The organism is Brachybacterium sp. 107 (assembly GCF_052379725.1).
GTDB lineage: Bacteria > Actinomycetota > Actinomycetes > Actinomycetales > Dermabacteraceae > Brachybacterium.
The window spans coordinates 101,873-127,042 of sequence record NZ_JBQSYW010000006.1; the positions used below are offsets into that span (position 1 = coordinate 101,873).

The window sequence follows — 25,170 nt, forward strand, 5'->3', positions numbered from 1 at the left end:
CGCCGGTCCGAAGGACGTGGAGCTCGGGCCGGCCGCTCGGGTCAGTCCTCCCACGCCGCCGGATCCACGTCCTCGGGATCGATGCTCAGCAGGGAGCCGATCTGCTCGGCCAGCACCTGACGCACCAGCATCTCGGTGTCCTGCTCGCCCTCGCACCGGGTCTGGATCGGCCGACGGTAGACGATCACCCGTGCCGGATGGTCCCGGGACGGCGGCAGGACCCGGCCCAGCAGCACCGTCGCGTCCTCCCAGGGAGCCGGATCCGAGGGCGGGACCTCCTCGACGAGAACCTGCAGGTGGGCGAGGCGACGCGGGAAGCGTTCGGCGAGGGCGGCACCGGCATCGGCGACGGTGTCGTCGAACTGCTCCCGACGTGTGCGATATCCCGGGAGATGCGGGGGGATCAGGTCCCAGCGACGGCCGCGTCCGCGACGATCGCGGCGTCGGGGTCCCGGGCGGGGCCCGGGGGTGCCGGGGAGAGACGACGGCTCGACATCCATGCACCCACAGTAGCGTTCTGTGCCCCCGTCCACGCCGGTCAGGGCGCGGCGTCGACCCATCGTCGGTAGGACTGCGTACACTGCATGACGTGCCAGCTCGTGAATGCTCCAGAACCGCCTGCTCGCGACCGGCTGTGAGTTCGTTGACCTTCGTCTACGCGGATTCCACCGCGGTGCTGGGCCCCCTCTCGCGGGACAGCGAGCCCCATGCCTATGATCTCTGCCGCGACCATGCCAGCCGCATGACCGCCCCTCGGGGCTGGGAGCTGCTGCGCGTCGCCGGAGGCGAGGAGGCCAGCGACGACCTGGTCGCTCTCGCCGATGCCGTACGGCCCCGACCGGCTCCGACGGACGAGACCGGACGGAGCCCGGGCTCGTCCGCTCCTCGTGCCCCGCACCGTCGGCCCGACGACTCCGAGCCCGGCCGCCACCTCCATGTTCTCAGGAGCACGAATGACTGACCCCGCGCCATCCCCTGTGGGCGCTGCTCCGGCTGCGGCCGGTGACGGCTCCCTCTCCGCGATCGTGAAGGCCTACGACGTGCGCGGCGAAGCCGGGACGCAGCTGAGCGTCGACGTCGCCCGCGCCCTCGGAGCGGCTTTTGCGGACTTCCTGGAGTCCCAGGAGCTGATCGTGGCCCATGACATGCGCGTCAGCTCCCCGGAGCTCTCACGTGCCGTCATCGAGGGCGCGGTGCGCCGCGGGGCGATCGTGGCCGATGCCGGGCTCTCCTCCACCGACCAGCTGTACTGCGCCGCCGGGCTGCACCGTGCGGCAGGGGTGATGATCACCGCCTCGCACAACCCCGCCTCCGACAACGGTCTCAAGCTGTGCCTGCCGGGCGCCCGACCGATCAGCCGCGGCACGGGCCTGGACGAGATCCGTCGCAGTGCCGAGGCCTATCTCGCAGCCGGGGAGATCCCGGAGAGCGGGCAAGGGCGCGCGGAGCCGCTGGACACCCTCCCGGATTACGCCCGGACCCTCCATGAGCTGGTCGAGATCCCGACCCGCCGGCCGCTGCGGGTCGTCGTGGACGCGGCCAACGCGATGGCCGGGCTCACCGCCCCCGCCGTGCTCGGGTCCCTGGAGCAGCTCGAGCTGATCCCGCTCCACTTCGACCTCGACGGCACCTTCCCCAACCATCGTGCCGACCCGCTGGATCGCGATACCCTTCGTGATCTGCAGGAGGCGGTCGTCCGTGAAGGGGCGGACCTCGGTCTCGCCTTCGATGGTGACGCCGACCGCTGCGTGACGGTCGACGAGACCGGCACCCCGGTCCCGCCCTCCGCGGTGACCGCGCTCATCGCGCGCCGCGAGATCGCACGGGCGCGTGCCGCCGGCCAGGAGCGGCCCGTCGTGGTCGCGAACCTGGTCTCCTCCCGCCATGTCGCCGAGACGGTGCTCGAGGCCGGGGGTGACGTGGTGCGCGCGCCCGTGGGCCACTCGCTGATCAAGGCGATCATGACCGAGAACGACGCCGTCTTCGGCGGTGAGCACTCCGCGCACTACTACTTCCGGGACTTCTTCTCCGCGGACTCCGGGATGCTTGCGGCGCTCCATGTGCTCGCGGCGCTCGCCGAGACCGACGGGTCGCTGTCCGCGCTCGTCGCGGAGCATGATCCGTATCCCTCCAGCGGGGAGATCAACTCCCCGGTGCACGATGCCGAGTCGGCGCGGGGCCGGGTCCGCGATCATGTGACGTCGCTGCCCGCCGCGCGGATCGACGAGCTGGACGGGCTGACCGTCGTGCACTGGGACGAGGACCTCGCCCCGGAGGGTCGCTGGTGGTTCTCGCTGCGCTCCTCGAACACCGAGCCGCTGCTGCGGCTGAACGTCGAAGCAGAACAGAGGACCACCATGGCCCGCATCCGGGACGAGATCCTCGCCATCGCGCGGGATGAGCACGCCGCCGAGCAGGCGGAGGTCGAGTTGGCGGCTTCGGAGGTCGAGCAGGCGGAATCGGGGGCAGAAGCCGTCGAGCTGCCTGCCGGTGCCAGCGGCGCCGACGTCCCCAGCTGGGTGCGTTCTCGCCTGTGCTGCCCTGACTGCGGGGGAGAGCTGCGGGACGTCGAGGCGGCTCTTCAGTGCACGGACTGTGCCCGTCGGCACCCGGTCGAGGGCGGGATCCCGGTGCTGATCGCCGGGCGGCACGACGTGCCGACAGCCTGAGACGAGGCGTCCGAACTCCTGCTGGCGGTGTCGGCTGCACTGACGGCCCGGGGATGCTGTGCCGCTGAGAGCCGCTGTCCGGAGCGGATCAGGCGGAGAAGCGCACCGCGCGCACTTCGGCGGCGAGATCCTCCTGGCGGTCCTGCGCTCGGCGCAGCCGATCCTCGTCACGGCGGGATCGCTCGGCGATCACCGCGGCCAGGAACTCCTCGGGCACCGTTCCGGGCGGCGGAGCAGGCGCGACGTGGGGGAGCGTGCGGCGCAGCAGGTCCCGGGAGAGCTGACGGCGCGACTCCGGATTGATGCTGGCGGCCCGCGGCAGGAACGAGCGGATGTCCTGCATGAGGGTGAGCGGGAGCCGGCCCACGTCGGCGGCGGCCGCCCAGTCCCGCAGGCTCGCAGGGACCTCTGTCCGCCTCGGCTCGATCGCCGCCATGCGTTCCTGGATCACGAGGGTCCCGGCCAGCAGATCTCCCAGCCGTCGTGACTTGCGGTCGATCACCGCGCAGGTCAGCGCGACGGCTCCGGCGGTGGACCAGATCTCCAGCATCGCCATCACGGCGCGGATCAGGCTCTGGCGCCCGTGGACGGGGCCGCCGTCGTCCCGCACCACCCGCGTGCCGATCACGAACCGACCCACCGATCGACCGTGCAGGAGCATCTCGCACAGCACCGGGTACCCGACGTAGGCGGCCACGGACACGGCCACGATCGCGGCGGCGATCAGCCCCTCGTCGAGATCCGCGCGCGCCGCCGTCCACGCCACCGCGACGGTGCAGGAGATGAGGATGCCCAGCTGCAGCACGCCATCGATCGCCGCGGAGAGCATGCGGGCCGCGAAGGAGGCCGGACGCAGCTCCAGGAGGACAGCATCCCCGGTGATCAGCGCGTCACGGTCGGTGCGCGCCGAGACCAGCGCAGCGGTGCCCATCGTTGCCATGACCCCATCCTGTCAGCCGACACCTTCCGCGGTCAGCGCCGAGCGTCGGCTTCCGGCGCGGCGGGCTCCGACTTTCGTCGGCGGTGCGACGGCGGGCGTGACCTTACGCTGGGTTCGTGGACACCGACGCATTCATCGCCGTGCACCGCCCCCAGTGGGAGCGGCTCGCGGAACTGACCCGGACGCGCACCCTCGACGCGCAGGGGATCGACGAGCTGCTGGCTCTCTACCAGGAGACGTCCACCCACCTGTCGACCGTGCGCTCCACCAACCCGGATCCGGCGCTCACGGCGAGGCTCTCGCTGCTGGTGCATCGGGCGCGCCTGCGGATCACCGGGGCGCGCATCCCGCTGTGGAAGAACGCGCGCACCTTCTTGTGGGAGGACCTTCCCGCCGCCCTGTACGAGGCACGCTGGCCGGTGGCGCTCTCCGCCGCGATCTTCCTGGCCTCGGCGATCGTCACCGGGGTGTACTTCGGGACGGATCCGGTGGCCCGCGGCCTGGTGCTCCCTGAGGCGGCCCAGCGCTCCCTCGCACAGCGGGACTTCGTCTCCTACTACTTCGAGGGCGAGGCCACCGGCTTCGCCGCCCAGGTCTGGACGAACAACGCGTGGATCACGGTGCAGGCCGTCGTGTTCGGCGCGACAGGGATCTGGCCGCTGATCATGCTCGTGCAGAACGGGTTGAACGTCGGGCTCTCCGGTGGCGTGATGGGCGCCTACGGCGGGCTGGACACCTACTTCGTCTACCTGCTGCCCCACGGTCTGCTGGAGATCACCGCGGTGCTGGTCGGTGCAGGCGCCGGGCTGCGCACGTTCTGGGCCTGGGTGCGGCCCGGCCCGCTCCCTCGGCTCTGGGCGCTGTCCCGGGCGGCCCGGTCCCTGGTCACGGTGGCGATCGGTCTTGTGCCGGTGCTGCTGATCTCCGGCTTCCTCGAGGCCTTCGTGACTCCGAGCGGGCTTCCCCCGGCGGTGAGGATCGGCCTCGGCGTCATCGCCTGGGCGGCCTTCATGGTCTTCTTCCTCGTGCGCGGGCGTCAGGTGCATCGCCTCGGGATCACCGGCGACCTCTCCGAAGAGCTCGTGGGCGATCGCGTGGCCACCGCCGGCTGAGGGGCGGGTCGGGCGGGTCGGGCAGTCGGCCGAGCAGTACGTTGTCCTCGCAGCCAGCGCCGTACCCTGCAGGGATGAAGGCCAGCAGCTCCGACCGGAACTTCACCCAGTACAACGCCGCGCAGGAGGGCAGGGACGTGCGCCCTCTGGCCCGCGCCGCCGTCGCCGCGGCCCGGCCCACGGGCGATGCGACGCCGAAGAGCGTGCCAGGGCCGACGGATGTCCCGCGGTCGACCGGGGCGAGATCCACGGACGCGGTGGGGGCACGGCGCGTGGCCATCGAGCTCGGGTGCGGCCGAGGAATCGAGACCCGCTATCTCGCGGAGAGCGGGTACACGGTTCATGCCTACGACATGGATCTCAGCGTGGTGCCGGAGATGGACGCGCTGGCCGCGGATCTCCCCGTGAAGCACACGACCGTGGATCTGGCGGAGATCACCGTGCTGCCGTCGGCGGATCTGATCCTGGCCTGCGCCACCCTGCCCTTCGTACCGCGGGCGAGCTTCAATCGTCTGTGGCAGGCCATGCGTGACGCGCTGCGGCCGGGAGGGATCCTCGCCGTGGATCTCTTCGGCGACCGTGACGACTGGGCCGGCATCGACGGCACGTTCCTGGCCCGCGCAGACGTCGAGACGCTGCTCGAGGACGTCGAGGTGCTCTCCCTGCAGGAGGGGGAGCGCGATGGTGCTTCTCTCCAGGGCCCGAAGCACTGGCACACCTATCAGGTACTCGCACGGAAGCGCGAGCACGGGTCGCTGGCCTGAGCAGCACTGGAGAGCGGAGTGCGGAGTGCGGAGAGCGGAGAGCTCAGAGCCTGCCGGCGGCCTTCAGGGCGAGGTACGCATCGGCGAGGGCCTGCGGGGCGCTGTCCGGCGGGGCGTCGACGACATGGGCGCCCACCCGTTCGAGGGTCCGGGAGACCCCGGCCCGCTCGGCGCGAGCCTTCTCCGCGGCGGCCGCACGGTAGACGTCCTCGACATCGCTGCGATCCGCGGCGAGCTCCTCGAGGGCAGGATCTGCGACCGAGGCGACCACGAGCGGATGGTCCTTGGCCAGGCGCGCGGCGACCGGGAGCAGTCCCGTATGCACGACCGACGCGTCCACCGGGGTCACGAGCACCACGAGGGAGCCGCGCCGGGCACGGTCGGCGATGACCCCCGCCGCGAGGTCCCAGTCGGTCTCGACGAGCGCAGGGTGCACCGCGGCGGTCGCGGTGACCATGTCGTGGAGCACCTTCGTCCGGGTCGAGCCGAGCACGGAGACGTGCGGGATGCGGTCGATGCACAGCAGATCCACGCGGTCCCCGGCCTGCCCGGCGAGCGCCGTCAGCAGCAGCGCGGCATCGAAGGCGGAGTCCAGGCGGGTGGCGTCGCCGAGTCGGCTCGCCGAGGTGCGGGAGGTGTCCACGACGATCAGCACGTGCCGATCCCGCTCGGGCCTCCACGTGCGCACCACGACGCTGCGGCGGCGGGCGGTGGCACGCCAGTCGATCGAGCGCACGTCGTCGCCGTCCACGAAGTCCCGCAGCGAGTCGAACTCGGTGCCCTGGCCGCGCTGGTGGATCGCCGCCAGGCCCTCGATCTCCCGCAGCCGCTGCACGCGGGAGGGGAGGTGGCGACGCGATCCGAAGGGGTGCAGGGCGAGCAGGCGTCCGGGGGCGTCGGCCGACGTCGTGCGCCGTGCCAGGCCCCACGGGCCGCACGAGGCGACCAGGAGCGCCCGTGAGCTGTGCTCGCCGCGTCGAGTGGGCGTGAAGTGCTGGCCGATCGCCCGACGCTCGTGGGCGGGGACCCGGATCGTGGAGCGCTGTGCGGCGAGACCGGCAGTGGGGTTCCAGGCGTCGCGCACCTCGAGGCGCGCGGTGCGGGCGGTGGTGTTGGTCAGCAGCACCCGTCCGGTGACCTCGTTGCCCAGTCGCACCTGGACAGGCGCCTCGCGACGCACCCGGATCGCGGTCGGGGCGGGCGCCGCGAAGGCGTCGGCGAGGACCACCAGTGCCCAGAGCGCGAACAGGACCAGCAGCATCCACCAGCTCGGCCAGAGCACGACAACGGGCAGGGGGATCAGCGCGGCCAGGGCCGCGCGCGGGGTCAGGGAGATCCTCATGGCACGGCGCCTCAGCGCGGCACCGGCACGGAGGCGAGCGTCGCCGCGAGCACGGACTCGACCTGGGTGCCCTCGAGCTCCGACTCGGTGGTCAGGCGCACCCGGTGCGACAGGGTGGACGGTGCCATGGTCTTCACGTCGTCCGGGGTGATGAAGTCGCGACCTGTCAGGTAGGCCCAGGCCCGGGAGGTGCGCAGCAGCGCGATCGCACCACGGGGCGAGACGCCGAGCGACAGGCTGGGGGAGCTGCGGGTGGCCCGGCACACGTCCACGATGTACTGCACGACGGGATCCTCGGCCATGACCTGGGAGACGTCCTGCTGGGCGCGGTGCAGCGAGGGGACGTCGACGACCGGTCCCAGACCCATCGCGGCGAGGTCGGACGTGTCGAAGCCGTCCGCGTGACGGCGCAGCACGTCGATCTCCACGTCGCGGTCCGGCAAGGGCATGACGGCCTTGAGCAGGAACCGATCCAGCTGCGCCTCGGGCAGGGTGTAGGTGCCGTCGAACTCGATCGGGTTCTGGGTGGCGATCACGAGGAACGGATCGGGCAGAGGGCGGCTCGCACCGTCGACCGTCACCTGCCGCTCCTCCATCGCCTCCAGGAGGGCCGACTGGGTCTTCGGCGGGGTCCGGTTGATCTCGTCGGCCAGCAGCAGGTTGGTGAACACCGGACCCTCGCGGAACACGAGATCGCTGGTGGTGTTGTCGTAGATCAGGGAGCCGGTGATGTCGCCGGGCATCATGTCCGGCGTGAACTGCACGCGGCGCATCCGCACGTCGAGCGCGGCGGCCAGGGACCGCACCAGCAGCGTCTTGGCCACGCCCGGGACGCCCTCGAGGAGCACGTGCCCGCGGCACAGCAGCGCCACGACGAGGCTCGTCACCGCGGCATCCTGGCCGACGACTCCCTTGTGGATCTCCGTGGAGAGCCCCTGCAGATGGGTCCGGGTGTCCTGGTCGACCGCGTCCTGCGGCGTGGTCGTGGCACCACTGGGGGCGCTGCCGGGGGTGCTTCCGGGCATGGCGTCCGGGGCGGCACCGGGGGTGGTGTCGGTCATCGGTCGATCTCCTTCTCGAGGCGGTCGAGGTCCTGTGCGAGTCGCACGAGGTCCTCGTCGGTGGTGACGGGGGTGGGGCCGAGCAGCGTGCGCAGCTGCTCGGGGGAACGGTCCGTGTGCGGCGCGAGGGCCGCCAGCAGACCGTCGAGGGCGGATTCATGGCGCAGCCCGAGCCGGTCGGCGAGCCGTGTCGACGTGGCGGATCGCAGAGAGGTCGCGGCCGCGTCCCGGGCATCGGACCGCTGGAGCAGACGGGCCCGACCCAGCACGAGCTCCTGGGGCCGCACGGTGACGGGCAGCGGCTCGACGACCACCGGACCGAAGCGCCGTCCGAGCGCCACCACGGCGATCAGGCCCACGGTGAGGATCCACAGCGTGACCGGGCCCGCCCAGTCCGGGAGGTAGCTCACGAGGGACATGCTGCTCGAGCCCATCGGATCCCCGGCGGAGGGGACGTACCAGGTCAGCTCGCCGGACTCGCCCAGCACGTTCAGCACGAGCGCGGAGTTGTCGGCCTCGCCGATCCCCTCGTTGGTCAGCAGGTCGGCGCTGCCCAGCACGATGACCCCATCCTCGGCGGCCACCAGTGCTCCGTCGCCGGCGTCGAAGCATCCGTCGGCCTCGTCGGAGGTGCGGTAGAGGCTCGAGGGTCCGCGCAGGCCGCCTGATCCGGGCACGTGCACCTGCCGTGCGCCGTGGGCGAGGTCCCCGCACCCGGGACCCGCGGGCAGATCCGTCGTCGAGCGGACTGCTCCGGTGGGGCTGATCGCGGTGGTGAAGTACGACAGCGTGACGAAGTCGGGCTGGACGAGCACGAGCTGCCCGCCGTCGGCCTCCTGCGCCTCGGCGAGAGCGGTGAGCTGCGTGCCCGAGAGGTCGCTCGGAGCCGTCACCAGCACGGTCCGGCCGGCGTGCAGCGCCTCGACGGCATCGTCGGTGTGGCGACCGACCTGCACGTCCACCCCGAGATCCGTGAGCACCTCGACCGTGGCCTTGGAGCCCTGCCCGGTCGGGGCGTCGGGCTCGAGGGGGCCGTCACGGTAGAAGCCACGGGCGACGGAGGCGAGGACCGCGGCGAGCACGGCGATCACGACGAGGACGGTCAACCAGGGGCGCCGGCCCGTGGCCGCGGGATCCGCAGCAGGCCGCCCGGGTGCCCGCCGTCCCTCCGGCGGGGACGACGGTGGTGTCGGAGCGGGGCCTGACGTCGTCGCGGCGCTCATCTGCTGGTCCCGGACCGGGATCCGGCGGTGTCGACGGCTGTGTCGGCGGCGGTGAGATCCGGGGCGGATTCGGCGATGTACTGCGCGAGTCGCAGCAGGTCGTCCGCCTGCTTCTCCGTGGCGTGCCGGGGGGAGTAGGCGGCGGTGTCGAAGGCCGTGGCCCCACGTTGGAGGCGGCCGCGCAGGTCCGGGTAGGAGAGGGCGGCCCGCTCGGCGGCCTCATGGGCGGTCAGGCCGGCCGAGACGTCCAGCAGGGTGCGTTGGTCGAGGTCGCGCACGAGGGAGCGCAGGGCGAGCACCGCGCCGTCGTCGAAACGTCCCGCCGCGATGGCGCTGCGGGACCCGTCGCGCAGCTCGGCTGCGGTCAGCACGGGATCGGCGTCGAGCTCGGGGGCGACGGCGAGGGAATGGCTGCGACGGATCATGCCGGTACGGCGCAGCACCAGGAACGCGACCGCCAGCAGTGCGAGGAGCAGGAGCACGGCGATCCCGGCCTGAGCGGCCGAGGAGCCGTCGATCCCGTCCACAAGGTTCATGTACCACCGTTCGATCACCCCGAGCAGCCAGTCCACGAAGCCGGGGGAGTCGTCGTACTCCGCTTTGGACAGCTCGTCGAGGATGCGCGAGCGCGCCTCGTCGGGATCCAGGGGAGGAGGGCCGGCGGGACTCATCGCGCGCCGTCCGTGGACCAGTTCTCCCGGGCCTGACGCGTCAGCTCGATGTCCCAGGCCTCGTGGCGCATGCGGTTGTCCGCGTAGAGGGCGGCGAACCCGGCGCAGAGGAACGGGGACAGCAGCACGTACGCGACGAAGCTGCCGAGCAGGGAGAGGACCGTCAGCACGATCATGCCGACGACGAGGGCCTGCCCGGCTGTGGCCAGCAGGATCGCCAGGTACGCCACGGTGGCGACCATGCCGAAGACTCCGGAGACCACCTGGACGGCGACGGCGTAGAGCACGTACAGGAGCAGCCCCACGCCGAGCACGCGCCACAGCTTGCGACCGCGGGTCATCTGGAAGGAGCGTCGGATCGCGCCGAGGATCCCGGTGCCCTCGACCACGAGGGCGGGGATCGCGAGCAGCATGCGCGCCCAGATCCAGATCGCGGCGAGCACCCCGATCACCAGGCCGACGACGATCGCCCCGATGGTGAGGACGCTCGGTTCCTGGAGGAGGACGATGGGCAGGACGCCGAGCGCCGTGGGGACGGCGAGGACGAGGAGCTCCAGCAGCCCGATCAGGATGCTCACGCAGATCGCGGGCACTGCCAGCCGCCGCGCCAGGGCCCACATCTGCGAGGTGGAGACGCTGCGCCCGGTGGCCTCGCCCATCGCGACCGCCGTCAGGGCGACCGTGACCAGCGAGGCGGCGACCATCGTGATGACCCCGGTGATCGCGGAGGACCCGACGGTCAGCAGGATGTCCGAACCGGAGAAGAGCGAGGCGGACGTGGGCGCTTCGGGATCGTCCATGATCGCCTGCATGTCGCCGATGAAGGGGATCATCCCGGCCCCCGTCGTGACCATCATGATCGCGAAGGCGATGCCGTAGACGATCGCCGCCAGGCCCAGCACGGTCCGTGCCCGCAGGCGGTAGATGCGCACGGCGGCGCCGAGCACCTCCCCGAGTCCCAGCGGACGCAGCGGGAACAGCGGAAGATCCTGCACGAGCTCCCGGCGAGGCCCGGCAGGGGCAGAGGGGCCGCCGTTCCCCGAGTCGCCGTTCCCCCAGGGGTCGCCGTCCGAGGGGCCTGTGGGAGGCAGGTCGGTGCTCTCGGTCGACCCGGGTGCGATCCAGCCGGTGCTCATCGGTCCTCCTGCGTGTCATCGTGCTGCGTGTCATCGTGCATCTCGTCCAGCCCACGGTCCGACGGGGTCGGCGACTGCGATTCGATGTCGTGGAGAACAACTTACGGACCCGGAGGGCTTTCACCGATCCGACGAACGTCGATGACCGTGCATCTTCCGGACACCCCCGCAGGGAGCGGATGCGAGGAAGCAGCTCCCAGCGGTGGCACAATGACTTCCATGACGACGCCTTCACGGATTCTCGTGGTTGATGATGACCAGGCGATCGCCGAGATGGTCGGGATAGTCCTGCGCGGCAAGGGCTATGAGGTGGCTACCTCGCCCGACGGCGCCTCCGCTCTGGAGACGTTCCCTCGACTGCGACCGGACCTGGTGCTCCTCGACCTCATGCTCCCCGGCATGGACGGCATCGAAGTATGCCGTCGGCTGCGCCGGGAGTCCGGCGTGCCCATCATCATGCTCACGGCCCGCACCGACACCGCCGACGTGGTGGAGGGACTCGAGGCCGGGGCCGACGACTATCTCACCAAGCCCTTCGAGCCCGAGGAGCTGGTGGCCCGGATCAAGGCCCGTGTGCGCCGGGTCGACCCCCCCACCACTGAGCAGCTGGCGATCGGTGACCTGGTCATCGACGTCGACGGCCACGAGGTGAGCCGCGACGGCGAACTGATCTCTCTGACCCCGCTCGAGTTCGATCTGCTCACGCAGCTCGCCCGGAAGCCCTGGCAGGTCTTCACCCGTGACGTGCTGCTGCGCGATGTCTGGGGGTACCGGCACAGCGCCGACACCCGTCTGGTCAACGTCCATGTCCAGCGTCTGCGCTCGAAGATCGAGCATGATCCCGAGAACCCCAGCATCGTGGTGACGGTCCGGGGCGTCGGCTATCGCGCCGGGGGCGCGTCCTGACAAGGACGGACCGGCCATGAGCAGTCCGGCGAGCAGCCCGACGGGAGGCGCGACGCCGGAGACCGGTTCCGCGCGGAGGGCCCGCACCGTCGACCCCCGCAACTGGCCCCTCGCCCTGAGGGTCGTGCTGGTCACGACCCTGCTCTCGATCGTCGCGATGCTCGCCGTGGGCGCCTACCTGTCCTCCGTGATCGCCGATGGTCTCTATGAGCAGCGACGTGACCGCGTGCTCGAGGAGACCGTGGAGGTGCGCCGGGATCTCTCCGAGAACCTCACCCAGCTGTCCGGCGCGACCACGACCCAGCGCCAGGACGCCGTCAACGCCTTCGTGCAGTCCGCGGGCGGCCAGGGCGACGGGGACAGCCGGGAGGTCGCGCTGGTGCCGGTGGAGACCTCCGGGACGGTGTTCCCGGTGGCCTCCTCGGATCGCACGCTGTTCGACGAGGTCGACGACGAGCTCGCGGCCGCCGTGGCGAACAGCCCGGACTCGGTCTCCTGGCAATCGATCGGTCGCGAGGACTCCGACGGGAACACGGTGCCCGCCCTCCTCGTCGGCACCCGGGTGATGGTGCCCGGCGTCGGGTCCTACAACCTCTATCTCGTCTACTCGCTCCAGGAGGAGCAGCAGACGCTCGCGTTCGTGCAGCAGGTGATCCTCGGCGGAGGCGGCGTGCTCCTGGCACTGATCGTGGGTATCGCGATCGTGGTCGCCCGCCTGGTGACGACCCCGCTCAAGCACGCCGCGCACGCCGCGGAGCGCATCGCCGGCGGGGATCTCGACAGCCGTGTCGAGGTCTCCGGGGCGGACGAGCTCGCACGGGTCGGCGAATCCTTCAACGACATGGCCCGCAGCCTGGCCCAGAAGGTCGACGACCTCACGGAGCTCTCGCGCGTCCAGCAGCGCTTCGTCTCCGACGTCTCCCACGAGCTCCGCACGCCGCTGACGACCATCCGGATGGCGTCCTCCGTGCTCGATGGACGACGCGATGAGCTGCCCGGGGAGCTGCAGCGCACCTCCGAGCTGCTCTCCGCCCAGGTGCAGCGCTTCGAGGTGCTGCTGACGGACCTGCTGGAGATCTCGCGGTACGACGCCGGTGCCGTCGAGCTCGAGGCGAACCGCGAGGACCTCGATGCCCTCGTGATGCGGGCCCTCGATGACGTGCGCCCGCTGGCCGGGGTGCGCGGCTGCCTGCTGGACGTGCACCTGTCGGGCCGCGGGATGCACGCCGTGGTCGACGCGCGGCGTATCGATCGGATCCTGCGCAACCTCCTGACCAATGCGATCGAGCACGGCGCCAACGGACCCGTGCTGGTGCAGACCGCCTCGAACGACGATGCGCTCGCCGTGGTGGTGCAGGACTGGGGCCACGGGATATCCCCGGATGCCGCGGGGCGCGTCTTCGACCGCTTCTGGCGGGCGGATCCTTCGCGCGCCCGCACCCTCGGCGGCACCGGACTGGGCCTGTCGATCTCCGCCGAGGACGCACGGCTGCACAGCGGATGGCTGCAGGCCTGGGGCCAGGAGGGCCGCGGGGCGGTGTTCCGGCTGACCGTGCCGCGCCGTCCGGGCGGGACCTTCCTGCGTTCGCCGCTGCGCCTGGAGCGGAGCTTCGACCGTGACGCCGTCGGCACGTGTTCCGTGACGCCCACCGGGGAGATCCCGATCGCGCCGGGTCTGCTTCCGGATCTCTCCAGCCCGTCGGCCGACCCGGAGGTGAATTCCGATGCCGAAGCATATTCCGACGCCGGTGCGGATCTCGACGCCGAGAAGATTTCCGACCCCGGTGCGGAGCTCGGCACGGGCTCAGACCGTGGCACCGATCCTGGTTCCCCCTCTGCCCTCGATCAGGAGCCGCCGATGAGCGGAGGCGGCCGATGATCCCCGCCCGTCGAACGGTGCTGCGCGCCGCCGGGGCAGCCACCGTGCTCGGCGTCGGTGCCGCGTGCGCTCGCATCCCCACCACGTCCCCCGTCGACAGCCGCCCACTGTCCGGCCGAGCGCAGCCCGGCGCGCCCTACGTGCAGGCTCTCCCGCCTCCGGACGATGCCACCGCGGAACAGGTCGTCTCCGGGTTCGTGCAGGCCGGCGTCGGTTCCGAGGACGATTTCTCCGTGGCGCGCTCCTATCTCACGGAGGAGATGAGCGGGGCGTGGAACCCGGCCGCCGGGATCACGATCTACTCGAGCAGCCAGGAGCTGCAGGTGAAGGACGCCGGGAAGTCGGCGATGGTCCTGGTCCTCCAGGTCCTCGCGCTCGTCGATGGCGGTGGCTCGCGCAGCCTGCTGTCTGGCCCGGTCGCACGGGACGTCGAGCTCACGATGACGCAGGTGGACGGGCAATGGAGGATCAGCGAGGTGCCCGACGGGATCTTCCTGTCCGAGGCCGCGTTCGAGACGCTCTACTCGCCGGCACGGCTCTACTTCCTCGATGCGCGCACCCGGCACCTCGTCCCGGACCATCGCTGGTTCTCCTTGCAGCGCGGCGCCTCCGCAGTGCTCGAGTCGCTCGTCGCCGGGCCGGCGGCTTTTCTCCGCGGTGCAGTCCACAACGAGGTGCCCGATGTGCTGGGCGTGGTGGAGGCCGAGGTCACCAGCGGGGCGGATGGAACCCCGGAGGTCACGGTGCCCGAAGCGATCCTCGCGCTCGCCGCTGCACCTCGGGCCGCAGCTCTCGCCCAGCTGGAGTCCTCCCTGCGATCGATGCGCACGTTCTCGGGGCTCCGCCTGGTGCGGGGCGGCCAGGAGTACACGCCGGTGGACGAGGACTCGATCGAACGGGCTCTGCCTGGACATCGGGCCATCGCCGCCGGCCCCACCGGCGTGATCCTGCTCGCTGATCCCACGACGGACGCGCCGGCGGAGCAGCTGGTCCCGGATCTCGCAGACCTCGCGCTCACGTCCCCGGCGATCGCGCAGGACGGGGTGCTCGCCGCCGCTCTCGTCGACGGTGCCTCGAGGGTGCTGATCGCGTCGACCGACGGGTCCGTCCCCCTGCGTGAGGCCGCCACGGGCGGGGTCTTCGTGCCGCCTCGGGTCGACGATGCAGGGTACGTCTGGACCTCGACCGCACGCAGCGCCGGCGTGCTGCTCGCTCTCGCGGGACAGGGACCGGCGCACGACGCCAAGGTCGATGCTCCCTGGCTGGCCGGTCGGGAGGTCCGTGCGCTGGACATCGCGGCCGATGCCACCCGCATGCTCGTGCTGTCCGCCGATGCCGCCGGGGCGCGGCTCGACCTGTGCGCAGTGGTGCGGGACGAGAACGGGGCTCCGAAATCTCTCACCGAACCCCTCCAGGTGCGGACCTTCCTGTCGGAGGAGACGCAGGCCAGCTGGTACGACGAGACCGCGGTGATCATGCTCGGCTCGGACCCCGGGACCGATGAGCTCCGCGGACAGCTGGTCGACTTCGCGACCGGTCGAGATCCGTTGCCGACGCTGCGCGCGGATACGGACCGCATCGCCGGGACGGTCATCGGCGAGACGATCTGGATCGGGACGGCCGACGGATCTGTCCAGCACAGCGATGGCAACGGCTGGGTCACGGTCGATCTCGACGCGCACGACCCCTGGTTCTACTGAGAACCACCGCGTACTTCTGCTGCTGTGCTGCTGGGCCGGAGGGCCACGGGCCGCTGTGGTCCAGGCCGCTGAGCGGCTGAGCTCCGTCGCCCGGATGCCTCTGCGACGTCCCGGGGGCAGACGGTTCCTCCACATCCTCCGTGGGTCCACAACGGGGCGCCACGGTCCCCCGACGGCACGCGGCGATGCTGGACTCAGCCCATGGACCATGTCAGCCTTCTGCCCACGATCCGGGAGATCGCCGCGCAGACCTGCTCACTGGTGGCTCCGCGCCACTGTCCTTGCGGGCAGGAGGGCTCGTGGCTCTGCCGTCGCTGCGCCGGGCTGCTCGACGCACCCGGGATCCGCGTCGAGTCCTGCTGCGATGCGCTGCAGCATCTCACCGCGGCGCGGGTGCATGAGGAACAGCATGGCGGCGTGCTCCTTCCCGCCGGGGTGGACCACACGCCGATGCTCCCGGTGCTGGCGCTGGGGGAGTACTCCGGGCCGCTGCAGCGGCTCGTCCTCGCCTGGAAGAACGGCGGCATGCTGCATCTCGGGGCTCCCCTGGCGAGAGCTCTGGGGCCCTCGGTCGCCCGCCTCGCCGACGAGGCAGGCGTGGCCGAGCCGGCACTGGTCCCGGTGCCCTCCCGCCTCGGCGCCAGGCTCCGTCGAGGGGAGGACCACACCGCCGAGCTGGTGCGGGAGATCGCGCGCACCGGTGCCGGACGGTCCCTGCTGCTGCGCTCCACCCCGACCACGGCGCAGGAGGGGCAAGGGTCCCGGCAGCGTCGGACCCGGCAGATCCGCCTGACGGGACGCGCCGCGCGACGAGCCGGACGGGAGCAGATCGCCGTGGTCATCGTCGACGACGTCGTCACCACAGGGTCGACGCTGCGCGGGATGCATGAGGCGCTCACCGGGGCAGGGATGTCCGTGCTGGGCGCCGCCGTCGTCGCCTCTGCACGCCTGCCGGTACCGGACCCAGGAGGATTCTTGTGATCCGAGGGCCGGACGGCCAGGAAACGTGGAGCAAAACATGGCATGCTGATGTGACTCGGCACACTCCGCCGAGTCTTCCTCTGATCAGGAGGTGCGTACTCCAGTCGACGAGCCACTGCGGCCGGGCTCAGAGCGGCCGCACCCGGATAGGAGGAGAACACCTCATGGAGATCAATGTCGTCGGACGTCATATGGACGTCCCGGACCGATTCCGTCGTCACCTCGAGGACAAGCTCGACAAGGTCACCCAGCTCGCACCCGCGGCGCTGCGGGTGGATGTGGAGATCTCGCAGGAGAAGAATCCCAGGCAGGCGGAGCTCAGCGATCGCGTGGAGCTCACTGTGCACGACAACGGGTCCATCATCCGTTCGGAAGCCCGTGCGGATGACCTCTACGGCGCCTTGGACATCGCCTACGGGAAGCTGCTCGAGCGTCTGCGTCGTGCACGCGACCGCCGCAAGGACCGCCATCGCGGCCGCGGGCGATCTCATCAGGCATCCGGTGACAGCGTGCGCACCCTGCCCGCCGACCAAGAACTGCCCTCCACGCTCCCGGAGACCCCGTCGGAGACCGACGATGCGCAGACCTCCCAGAACTCTCGTACCGCGGAGACCTCCGAGGAGCCGGAGGTGACCGAGCAGGATCTCGCCCTGGCCGGCAGTCCCGTCGTGATCCGCGAGAAGAAGCACTCCGCGAAGCCCATGGCCATCGACGACGCTCTCTATCAGATGGAGCTCGTCGGACATGACTTCTTCCTCTTCGTCGACGCCGAGTCCGGACATCCCAAAGTGGTCTACCGCCGCAAGGGGTGGAACTACGGAGTGATCGAGCTCGACGCCGAGCTTCCGACGTCCTGACATTTCCGAGGGATCCGGGTGGGTGCACGCCGAGGCGTGGAGCCACCCGGATCTGTTCTGTCGCCCGACCCCGCCGTGGAAAGACCCGCTGATGAGCACTGCAGTGAGCTGGACCGCGGCGCGGCGCATCGCGCTGCGCGCACAGGGGATGGGGCGCTCACGTCGCACCGAGATCCCGTCCCGTGCGGCGAGCACGCGATCTCTGCGCGCCACGGTGGAACGCACCCATCTGCTCCAGATCGACTCGGTGAACATCTTCGAGCGCGCCCACCACCTGCCTGTCTTCACCCGATCGGGGAGCTGGGACACGACGGTGCTGGACCGTCTCTCGAGGCCTGGACCCTCCCGGCTGGTCCGGGAGGCACTGGCCCACGAAGCCACCTTCGCCAGCCATGAGGTGCACTCCCTGCTCGACTTCCGCCGTCGGGCCGCCGCCACGAAGGACTGGGGAGCGGTCCGTGAAGCCGCGACCTCCACACCCCAGCTGTTCTCCCGGATCTTCGCCGCGCTCGAGGAGCTCGGCCCATCGAGCGCCTCCGCGATCTCCCGGCACCTGGGCGATACCGAGCGGGGCGAGGGCTGGGGGTGGCGCCGCACGTCCAGCCAATGGGCGGTGGAGTACCTGTTCCGTGCAGGCGGCGTGGACTGTGTGGGCCGCAGCACCCAGTTCGAGAGGCTCTACGTCCCCGCGGAGGAGCCCGGTCCGTGGCTGGCAGGCAGAGGCATCGGTCCGGACGGTGGCCGGCTCGACCTGGCCGACGAGGCACTCGACCTGTCCGACGAGGAACTCGAGCTGTCCGACGGCGTCCCCCGATCGCCCGACAGATCTGCCGACACCCACGACCGAGACGCCTCGATCACCGCATTGATGGGTCTGGCGGCGAAGGCTCTGGGAATCGCCGAGGTCAGCTCGCTCGCCGACTACTTCCGCGTCGCCGTTCGCGACGCCCGGACCGCCGCCGACCACCTCCTGGCGACGGGTGTCATCACCTCGGTCCTGGTGGACCACCCGGCAGGACCGCGGGAGATGATGCTGCACCGGGACGCGCCCTCGTCGTCCCCGCTGCGCACCGCCGCCCTGGTCAGCCCGTTCGACCCGATCGTGTTCCACCGTCCTCGGCTCTCCCGTCTCTTCGACGTCGACTACCGCATCGGCATCTACACGCCGGCCGCCCAGCGAGCGACCGGCTACTACGCTCTGCTGTTCCTGCTCGGCGACGTCTTCCCCGCCCGCGTCGATCTCAAGGCCGACCGTGCGCGCGGGGTGCTCGAAGTGCGCGGGACCTTCCGTGAGGAGCTTCCCCATGTGCCGCCCCGGCAGCGTCCTGCGGACAGTGCGGTGGTCGAGGCGCTGATCGCGGAGCTCGAACGTGCCGCGATCTGGCAGGGCCTGGACCGGATCGAGGTGGATACCGGCCCGGGCACCGGAGCTCTCTCCTCGGAGCTGGCCGCCGTGTGCGCGCGGCGAGGAGTCGACGTCGGCCCGGTTCCTCGCCCCTCCCGGAAGTCGCCGGGGACGTGAAGATGCGCGCAGGGAGTCACCTCTCCAGGCGGTGACCCTTACGATGGGTCAGGCATCAGCTGTCCGCGAGGACGAATCCAAAGAACTTCGGGAGCACGAGTGGTCAACCTCTTCGACAAGATCCTGCGCGCCGGCGAAGGCCGCGAGCTGCGTCGGCTCGAGTCCATCGCCAAGAAGGTAGCGGCGGTCGAGGACGTCTTCACCGACCTCAGCGACGACGAGCTGCGCGAGGAGACCGACCGTTTCAAGGAACGGCTGGAGGACGGCGAGACCCTCGACGACGTGATGATCGAGGCCTTCGCCGCGGTGCGCGAGGCCGCACAACGCACGCTCGGTCAGCGCCCCTACGACGTGCAGATCATGGGCGGCGCCGCCCTGCATCGAGGCCGTATCGCCGAGATGAAGACGGGTGAGGGCAAGACCCTGGTCGCCACCCTGCCCGCGTACCTCAACGCGCTCTCCGGCAAGGGTGTCCACGTGGTCACCGTCAACGACTACCTCGCCGGCTACCAGAGCGACATCATGGGCCGCGTGTTCCGCAGCCTCGGCCTGACCACCGGCGTCATCAAGTCGGGGATGACCCCGGCTGAGCGCCGCGAGCAGTACGCCGCGGACATCACCTACGGCACGAACAACGAGTTCGGCTTCGACTACCTGCGCGACAACATGTCCCTCTCGCCCGAGGACAGGGTGCAGCGCGGCCACAACTTCGTGATCGTCGACGAGGTCGACTCGATCCTCATCGACGAGGCCCGGACGCCGCTGATCATCTCCGGCCCCGGCTCCGGTGATGCCAACAAGTGGTTCAGCGAGTTCGCCAAGGTCGTGAAGCTGCTGCGTCGTGACCGCGACTACGAGGTCGACGAGAAGAAGCGCACCGTGGGTGTGCTCGAGTCCGGGATCGACACGGTCGAGGACCACCTGGGCATCGACAACCTCTACGAGTCCCTGAACACCCCGCTGATCGGCTTCCTCAACAACGCCATCAAGGCGAAGGAGCTCTTCAAGCGCGACAAGGACTACGTGATCATCAACGGCGAGGTCATGATCGTCGATGAGCACACCGGTCGCATCCTCGCCGGGCGCCGCTACAACGAGGGCATGCACCAGGCCATCGAGGCCAAGGAGGGCGTGAAGATCAAGGCGGAGAACCAGACCCTCGCCACGATCACCCTCCAGAACTACTTCAAGCTCTACGAGAAGCTGTCGGGCATGACCGGCACGGCCGAGACCGAGGCCGCCGAGTTCATGAACACCTACAAGCTCGGGGTGGTGCCGATCCCCACGCACCGCGAGATGCAGCGCGACGACGAGCCGGATCGGATCTACCGCACCGAGAAGGCGAAGTTCGAGGCGGTCGTCGAGGACATCGTCGAGCGTCACGATCGCGGCCAGCCCGTCCTGGTGGGCACCACCAGCGTGGAGAAGTCGGAGTACCTCGCCAAGCTCCTCAGCGCGCAGGGTGTGAAGCACGAGGTGCTCAACGCCAAGAACCACGCCGGTGAGGCCGCGATCATCGCGATGGCCGGCGCCAAGGGCGCAGTCACCGTGGCCACGAACATGGCAGGGCGAGGCACGGACATCATGCTCGGCGGCAACGTCGAGTTCATGGCGCACGCTGCGCTCGAGGAGCGGGGCCTGGACGCCGAGGAGGACCCCGAGGCCTACGAGGCCGCGTGGGACGAGCAGCTGGCCAAGGCCAAGCAGGCCGTCGCCGAGCAGCACGACGAGGTCGTGGAGCTCGGCGGTCTCTACGTGCTCGGCACCGAGCGTCACGAGTCCCGTCGCATCGACAATCAGCTGCGAGGCCGTTCCGGCCGACAGGGCGACCCGGGCGAGTCCCGTTTCTACCTTTCCCTGCAGGACGACCTGATGCGTCTGTTCAACTCGGGCGCGGCGGAGTCGCTGCTGGCCCGCGGCGGGGTCGATGAATCGGTGCCGCTGACCGGTCGGATGGTCTCCGGAGCCATCCAGCGTGCGCAGAACTCGATCGAGTCCCGTAACGCCGAGATCCGCAAGAACGTGCTGAAGTACGACGACGTTCTCACCAAGCAGCGCAAGAAGCTCTACGAGGAGCGCGGGCGGATCCTGGAGGGCGAGGAGCTCGACGAGCACGTCGAGCGCTTCATCGGCGAGGTCATCGGCGGCACCGTCGAGTCGCACACCAAGGGCAAGAACCCCGAGGACTTCGACCTCGAGGAGCTGTGGGGTGCGCTGCGCCCCGCGTACCCGGTCTCGATCACTGCCGATGAGCTCATCGCCGAGGTCGGCGGCAAGGAGAACCTCGGCGCGGATCTGCTCAAGGAGGAGATCCTGGGTGATGCGCGAGTTGCGTACGAGTCGCGCGTCGAGGAGCTCGGTGAGGACGGACTGCGCCAGCTGCAGCGCCGTGTCCTGCTCTCGGTCATGGATCGCCGGTGGCGTGAGCACCTCTATGAGATGGACTATCTCAAGGAGGGCATCGGCCTGCGGGCGATGGCCCAGCGCGACCCGCTCATCGAGTACGAGCGTGAGGGTCACCTGATGTTCAACGACATGATCGCGGGCATCAAGGAGGATGTGGTCGGCTACATCTTCAACCTCGAGGTCCAGGTGCAGAAGGCCGAGCCCGTCGTGCCCAAGGCCGTCAGCGATCTGCTGCAGGCCGGCGCGGGGAAGTCCGGCGCGGGGAAGAACAAGCTCGCCACCGCTCTCGCCCAGGCCACCTCCGGCGAGGGGACCTCGCAGTCTGCAACGGCAGGCTCGGAGTCGAAGACCGCGGCGAAGAGCCCGGCGGACGACGCGTCGGACACTTCGGCGACGACCTCGGCAACACCCTCGACGGACGCCGAACCCTCGACAGACGCCGAGGAGGTGGCGAAGGGCTCCGCGGGGGACTCCGTCACGGACTCCGAGGAAGGCTCGTCCTCGGACCAGCTCGAGGACGAGAGGAACGTGGTGCTGACCGCCAAGGGCCTCGATGATGGCCCGAATTCGCGGCAGCTGCGCTACTCCTCCGCCGAGGGCAACGGAGTCCAGGACGATTCGACGCTCTCCCGTGCCCAGCGCCGCCGTCGTGCGAAGCAGAACGCCCGTGTCGACTCCGCTGCTGCGGACAAGACCTCCGACAAGCCCGAGGGTGCGCCGGTGGCGGAGAACCGCGGCCCTCGGCGGGGCAGGCGACGCAAGGGCTGAGACGATGATCTGAGGGGTGAGGCGGCTCGACCGCCGAGATCCTGACGTCGAAGGGCCGATCCGGCTCCTGCCGCGATGAGCGTGCAGGACACGGATCGGCCCTTCGCCGTGCCCGGGAGAGGCACAGGCGGCGGCGTGGGAGGAGGGGAAGGAGAGGCGAGTGGGGACCCCGGTGCGGCACGGTGCCCCACGGCGCGCTGTGGGGTCAGCCCATCTCGAGGACGGTGACCCGCCACCCCGAATGCCGCAGCTCCCATCGCATCGCGAGGAACCGCGCCCGCTCCGGCTCGCGCAGCACGCAGCTCGCTTCGACGGTGTGGTCGTTCACGATGCACGTGCGCACTCCGCTGACCTCGAGCCGCTTCGGCGGCGCGTAGCCGGTGGCGGCCCGGAGCCGACGTGTCAGCGCTGCCCGCCGGGACAGCAGCTTCTCCACCTCGGGTGTCACGATTCGGGTCAGGGCGTTCTCCGGACGCATGTCGCGCACGATCTCCACGGCCCGACGGGCTACTGGTTCGACCATCCGCTCGACCACTCGGGGATCACTCAGATCGAGCCGTTCCGAGGTGTCGGGGGTTGCGTTCGGGTGCTGGTCGGTCGTGGTCATCACTGCTCCTGGGAGGAAAGGGGTGTGGGCACGAGAAGCTCCTGCCCGGGTTCGAGAAGATCTGGGTCCGTGCCGATCACGTCGCGGTTGACGTCGTGGAGGAGGGGCCACGCTGCGGCGATCTCGGACGGTGTGTCCGCGGCGGGGCCGAGAAGCTCGTCCGTGATGCTCCAGAGAGAGTCTCCGGACTTCACCACCACGGTGCTCGAGGCCGGCGAGGGCTGTGCGGAATCAGGTCGGGATTCCTGCCCGGGGGAGGAGGGCCGCGCGGGCGCCCCAGTGGCGGCGTCGGTCGAGGGCGAGGGTCGGTCATCGCCGGTGCCCCTGGTGCCGTCGGTATCCGCGGTATCCGCTGTGTCCGTGGTGCTCTCCGTGTCCGTGGTGCTCTCGGTGCTCTGGTCCTGACCCGAATGGTCGGGTTCCGGGGGCATGCCGGGCTCATCGAGGTCGCGGGCGTCGGTGCCCTGCGAAGTCTCGGGCTCTGGATCAAGGTCGTCCCCCGTGGGGGCTGCAGACTCCTTGGGTCGGGAGGGTGCTGGGCCCTCTGAGTCGGCGCCGTCCGAGTCAGAGGGCGCCGCGCCCTGCTCCTCACCCCAGCCCAGAGCAGGCAGTGGATCCGGCTCCGTCCCCTGGTCGCCCGGTGCCGGTGTCGACGCAGGATCACCGAGCTCGGCAACGGGTTTGGCAGCGGGATCGGTATCGGGCTCCATGTCAGGATCGGAGAGGTCCGACGGGGTGAGTTCGGAGGACACAGCCACGGAGGTCGAGACCCCCGCACCGTCGTCGGGGGAGTGATCCGCTGCGGTGGCGGGGGCCAGGGCGAGCCCGGTCGCCGTCGCGGCAAGCGCCGTGCTGAAAACGACGCGCCGCGCGACCTGAGGTGCGAGGGCTCGCAGCGCGATGAACAGCGCGGCTCCGAGGCGACTGGCCGGACCTGCGGCCATCACCACTGCAGCAAGCCCCCAGATCACTGTCAGGTACACGCAGAACAGGACGCCGAGACCCGCGATGCCGACGAGCACCCAGGCGATCAGCGCATCGTCGCCGAGCACTCCGGCCGAGGACGGACGCAGCGCGTGCGCAGCGCCCCCCATCGCCAAGGCGGCCGCCCCGGAGAGCAGCGCACCAGCCAGAGCAGTCGCGGGCCGTGCCGGCAAGGGTGCGTCGTCCCCCATGGGTTCCTCCTGGTGAGGCACTCCCGCTGCTGCAGATCATGTCGTTTGATGCAGTTTGGTGTGCATAGTTCGTCGTGGCGCCAAAGTAGTGTGTCCTGAGGCACAGTGCAAGGCTCGCTGGTCATCGTGTGGATGGCACGGGTCTGGGGAGGAAGGGTCTGTGCAGGTGCCCTCTGACCGGTATGCGCGCGTACGTCCGCTTGAAGGCGGCTGCTCCCGTTCGCAGGCGGCTGCTCCCGTTTGCAGGCAGCTGCTCCTGTTCGCAGGCAGCTGGCCGACGATGCCTGAGTGCACGAGACTTCCCATGGACCACCGGCAGCAGGCTTGGGCGGTCTAGGGTGTCGGCATGCGATTCGAGCGGATCTTCGACGACCTCGAAGGTCGTTTCGCCCATCAGGAGAGGGAGGAGATGCGCGCGGTCTCCGAGGACCTGGCGCGAGCTGAACGTGCACAGCTCTCGCTCGCGGATCGCCTGCGTGGCGCAGGCGCTCACGCGCTCACGCTCCATCTGGGCATCGTCCTGCGACTCGAGGGGACGGTCGACGAGGTCGGGGAGGGGTGGCTCGCGCTGCGCGAGAAAGGGGCCCGTCAGCGAGCCATCGTTCCCCTGTCGGCGATCGCCCTCGTCCAGGGGCTGCCCGCCCGGGCGCGGCCGGCGGAGGAGTCCTTGAGGTCGCCCCTCGGGCTGGGATCCGTGCTCCGCGAGATCGCCAGGGATCGCAGCGTGGTGCGGCTGGAGACCCTGGCGGGCGGTATCACCGGCCGTATCGCGGCGGTCGGAGCGGATGCGATGGACGTGCAGTCCCTGCCCACCGGTGAACGAGGAACGGTCCCCGGTTCATCACGCGTCACCGTGGCAACCGCATCAGTGCTGGCAATCACTGTGCGCTGAACAGGCCTGCGGCGGTGCGATGGCGGGTGTCGCCGCTGAGCCTCGACGACGACGGCGGCAGCAGAGGCCGCGGCAGTGGTCGTGCGTCGACCTGTCCCGGCGGTTTGCAACTCGCCGAGGTGGGGTCAGTGCTTCTCGTCGTGCTTCTGGCGTTCGAGCTCACGCTCAGTGGCGAGGATCGACGCGGTCGCGGCATAGCTGCGCTCGATGTAGGACTCGATCTCCGTGACCTCGACCCGCCACTGACCGCGTCCGCCGACCTTGATGGCGCGCAGTTCCCCGGAACGGACCAGGGCGTATGCCTGCGATGCGGAGATGGAGAGCATCTCGGCGACATCGGACAACGGGACGAATCGCGGCGCCATCGACGTACCTTCCGGTCGGGGAGGAAACCTTCTGACACGGATGTTCTCATACCCTTCCGTGCCCAGCTGGGGGCGCGATGTGGACAGCCCGGTCTCCTCGGCATCTTCCCCCAAGTTTTCCACAATTGTCCCAGTGTGCGCCCCTCACGGCCCCGCGTCCCGTAGCCTCTGGCAGAACTCGGTCACGGGGATCG

The 25,170-nt window shown here is 70.3% G+C and carries 22 protein-coding genes; 12 read left to right on the forward strand and 10 right to left on the reverse strand.

Annotated elements, in window-relative coordinates; all coding sequences use genetic code 11:
• Nucleotides 1-41 precede the first annotated feature (41 nt).
• Nucleotides 42-500, reverse strand: coding sequence for a metallopeptidase family protein (locus tag ACT3UL_RS08870; RefSeq protein ID WP_444577887.1), 459 nt, complete (start codon nt 498-500; stop codon nt 42-44).
• Nucleotides 501-589: 89 nt separating this feature from the next.
• On the opposite strand from ACT3UL_RS08870, the gene ACT3UL_RS08875 reads away from it, so the two are divergent.
• A complete protein-coding gene (locus ACT3UL_RS08875; protein WP_444577888.1) occupies nt 590-961 on the forward strand; it encodes a DUF3499 domain-containing protein in 372 nt (123 codons plus the stop codon).
• On the forward strand, nt 954-2,669 hold the full coding sequence (locus ACT3UL_RS08880) for a phosphomannomutase/phosphoglucomutase (RefSeq protein WP_444577889.1): 1,716 nt from the start codon (nt 954-956) through the stop codon (nt 2,667-2,669). Before ACT3UL_RS08875 ends, ACT3UL_RS08880 begins: the two co-directional genes overlap by 8 nt.
• Before the next feature lie 88 nt (nt 2,670-2,757).
• Here the strand turns inward: ACT3UL_RS08880 and ACT3UL_RS08885 are convergent, their stop codons facing one another.
• Nucleotides 2,758-3,609: an RDD family protein gene (locus ACT3UL_RS08885; RefSeq protein ID WP_444577890.1), complete on the reverse strand. Its 852-nt coding sequence runs from the start codon at nt 3,607-3,609 to the stop codon at nt 2,758-2,760.
• A gap of 116 nt (nt 3,610-3,725) precedes the next feature.
• On the opposite strand from ACT3UL_RS08885, the gene ACT3UL_RS08890 reads away from it, so the two are divergent.
• Together ACT3UL_RS08890 and ACT3UL_RS08895 are read left to right on the forward strand one after the other, a co-directional pair.
• Entirely contained in the window at nt 3,726-4,721 is a 996-nt protein-coding gene (locus tag ACT3UL_RS08890) for a stage II sporulation protein M (protein WP_444577891.1), read from the forward strand.
• 74 nt (nt 4,722-4,795) lie between these two features.
• Nucleotides 4,796-5,485: a class I SAM-dependent methyltransferase gene (locus tag ACT3UL_RS08895; protein ID WP_444577892.1), complete on the forward strand. Its 690-nt coding sequence runs from the start codon at nt 4,796-4,798 to the stop codon at nt 5,483-5,485.
• 43 nt (nt 5,486-5,528) lie between these two features.
• Here ACT3UL_RS08895 and ACT3UL_RS08900 read toward each other — a convergent pair whose 3' ends face one another.
• From ACT3UL_RS08900 to ACT3UL_RS08920, 5 genes are all read right to left on the reverse strand, one after another.
• The gene (locus ACT3UL_RS08900; RefSeq protein WP_444577893.1) at nt 5,529-6,827 is read right to left on the reverse strand and encodes a DUF58 domain-containing protein; all 1,299 of its coding nucleotides are present in this window, start codon (nt 6,825-6,827) and stop codon (nt 5,529-5,531) included.
• Between the two features lie 11 nt (nt 6,828-6,838).
• Entirely contained in the window at nt 6,839-7,888 is a 1,050-nt protein-coding gene (locus tag ACT3UL_RS08905) for an AAA family ATPase (RefSeq protein WP_444577894.1), read from the reverse strand.
• Nucleotides 7,885-8,994: a DUF4350 domain-containing protein gene (locus ACT3UL_RS08910; protein ID WP_444577895.1), complete on the reverse strand. Its 1,110-nt coding sequence runs from the start codon at nt 8,992-8,994 to the stop codon at nt 7,885-7,887. The genes ACT3UL_RS08905 and ACT3UL_RS08910 overlap by 4 nt, the downstream gene beginning before the upstream one ends.
• 113 nt (nt 8,995-9,107) lie before the next feature.
• Nucleotides 9,108-9,782, reverse strand: coding sequence for a DUF4129 domain-containing protein (locus ACT3UL_RS08915; protein WP_444577896.1), 675 nt, complete (start codon nt 9,780-9,782; stop codon nt 9,108-9,110).
• The gene (locus ACT3UL_RS08920) at nt 9,779-10,918 is read right to left on the reverse strand and encodes a glycerophosphoryl diester phosphodiesterase membrane domain-containing protein (RefSeq protein WP_444577897.1); all 1,140 of its coding nucleotides are present in this window, start codon (nt 10,916-10,918) and stop codon (nt 9,779-9,781) included. The genes ACT3UL_RS08915 and ACT3UL_RS08920 overlap by 4 nt, the downstream gene beginning before the upstream one ends.
• A gap of 210 nt (nt 10,919-11,128) precedes the next feature.
• Between ACT3UL_RS08920 and mtrA the strand changes: the two genes are divergently transcribed.
• The 7 genes from mtrA (at nt 11,129) to secA (ending at nt 21,937) form a co-directional block, all read left to right on the forward strand.
• A complete protein-coding gene (mtrA, locus tag ACT3UL_RS08925) occupies nt 11,129-11,824 on the forward strand; it encodes an MtrAB system response regulator MtrA (protein ID WP_444577898.1) in 696 nt (231 codons plus the stop codon).
• Nucleotides 11,825-11,840: 16 nt separating this feature from the next.
• A complete protein-coding gene (mtrB, locus tag ACT3UL_RS08930; protein WP_444577899.1) occupies nt 11,841-13,703 on the forward strand; it encodes an MtrAB system histidine kinase MtrB in 1,863 nt (620 codons plus the stop codon).
• On the forward strand, nt 13,700-15,403 hold the full coding sequence (locus ACT3UL_RS08935; protein ID WP_444577900.1) for an LpqB family beta-propeller domain-containing protein: 1,704 nt from the start codon (nt 13,700-13,702) through the stop codon (nt 15,401-15,403). Before mtrB ends, ACT3UL_RS08935 begins: the two co-directional genes overlap by 4 nt.
• A gap of 201 nt (nt 15,404-15,604) precedes the next feature.
• Nucleotides 15,605-16,384, forward strand: a complete 780-nt coding sequence (locus ACT3UL_RS08940) for a ComF family protein (protein WP_444577901.1) — start codon at nt 15,605-15,607, stop codon at nt 16,382-16,384.
• A gap of 164 nt (nt 16,385-16,548) precedes the next feature.
• On the forward strand, nt 16,549-17,241 hold the full coding sequence (gene hpf, locus ACT3UL_RS08945; RefSeq protein ID WP_444577902.1) for a ribosome hibernation-promoting factor, HPF/YfiA family: 693 nt from the start codon (nt 16,549-16,551) through the stop codon (nt 17,239-17,241).
• Nucleotides 17,242-17,332: 91 nt separating this feature from the next.
• Nucleotides 17,333-18,763, forward strand: a complete 1,431-nt coding sequence (locus ACT3UL_RS08950) for a winged helix-turn-helix domain-containing protein (protein ID WP_444577903.1) — start codon at nt 17,333-17,335, stop codon at nt 18,761-18,763.
• A 99-nt stretch (nt 18,764-18,862) separates the two neighbouring features.
• On the forward strand, nt 18,863-21,937 hold the full coding sequence (gene secA, locus ACT3UL_RS08955) for a preprotein translocase subunit SecA (protein WP_444577904.1): 3,075 nt from the start codon (nt 18,863-18,865) through the stop codon (nt 21,935-21,937).
• Between the two features lie 205 nt (nt 21,938-22,142).
• On the opposite strand, the gene ACT3UL_RS08960 is transcribed toward secA, so the two are convergent.
• Both ACT3UL_RS08960 and ACT3UL_RS08965 read right to left on the reverse strand, forming a co-directional pair.
• Entirely contained in the window at nt 22,143-22,544 is a 402-nt protein-coding gene (locus ACT3UL_RS08960) for an Rv3235 family protein (RefSeq protein ID WP_444577905.1), read from the reverse strand.
• Nucleotides 22,544-23,719: a hypothetical protein gene (locus ACT3UL_RS08965; RefSeq protein WP_444577906.1), complete on the reverse strand. Its 1,176-nt coding sequence runs from the start codon at nt 23,717-23,719 to the stop codon at nt 22,544-22,546. Before ACT3UL_RS08965 ends, ACT3UL_RS08960 begins: the two co-directional genes overlap by 1 nt.
• 346 nt (nt 23,720-24,065) lie before the next feature.
• Here ACT3UL_RS08965 and ACT3UL_RS08970 point away from each other — a divergent pair, with 346 nt between their 5' ends.
• Nucleotides 24,066-24,611 carry a hypothetical protein gene (locus tag ACT3UL_RS08970; protein WP_444577907.1) on the forward strand — a complete coding sequence of 182 codons (546 nt, stop codon included), beginning with the start codon at nt 24,066-24,068 and terminating at the stop codon, nt 24,609-24,611.
• Between the two features lie 125 nt (nt 24,612-24,736).
• Here ACT3UL_RS08970 and ACT3UL_RS08975 read toward each other — a convergent pair whose 3' ends face one another.
• The gene (locus tag ACT3UL_RS08975) at nt 24,737-24,976 is read right to left on the reverse strand and encodes a helix-turn-helix transcriptional regulator (RefSeq protein WP_444577908.1); all 240 of its coding nucleotides are present in this window, start codon (nt 24,974-24,976) and stop codon (nt 24,737-24,739) included.
• Between the last annotated feature and the right edge of the window lie 194 nt (nt 24,977-25,170).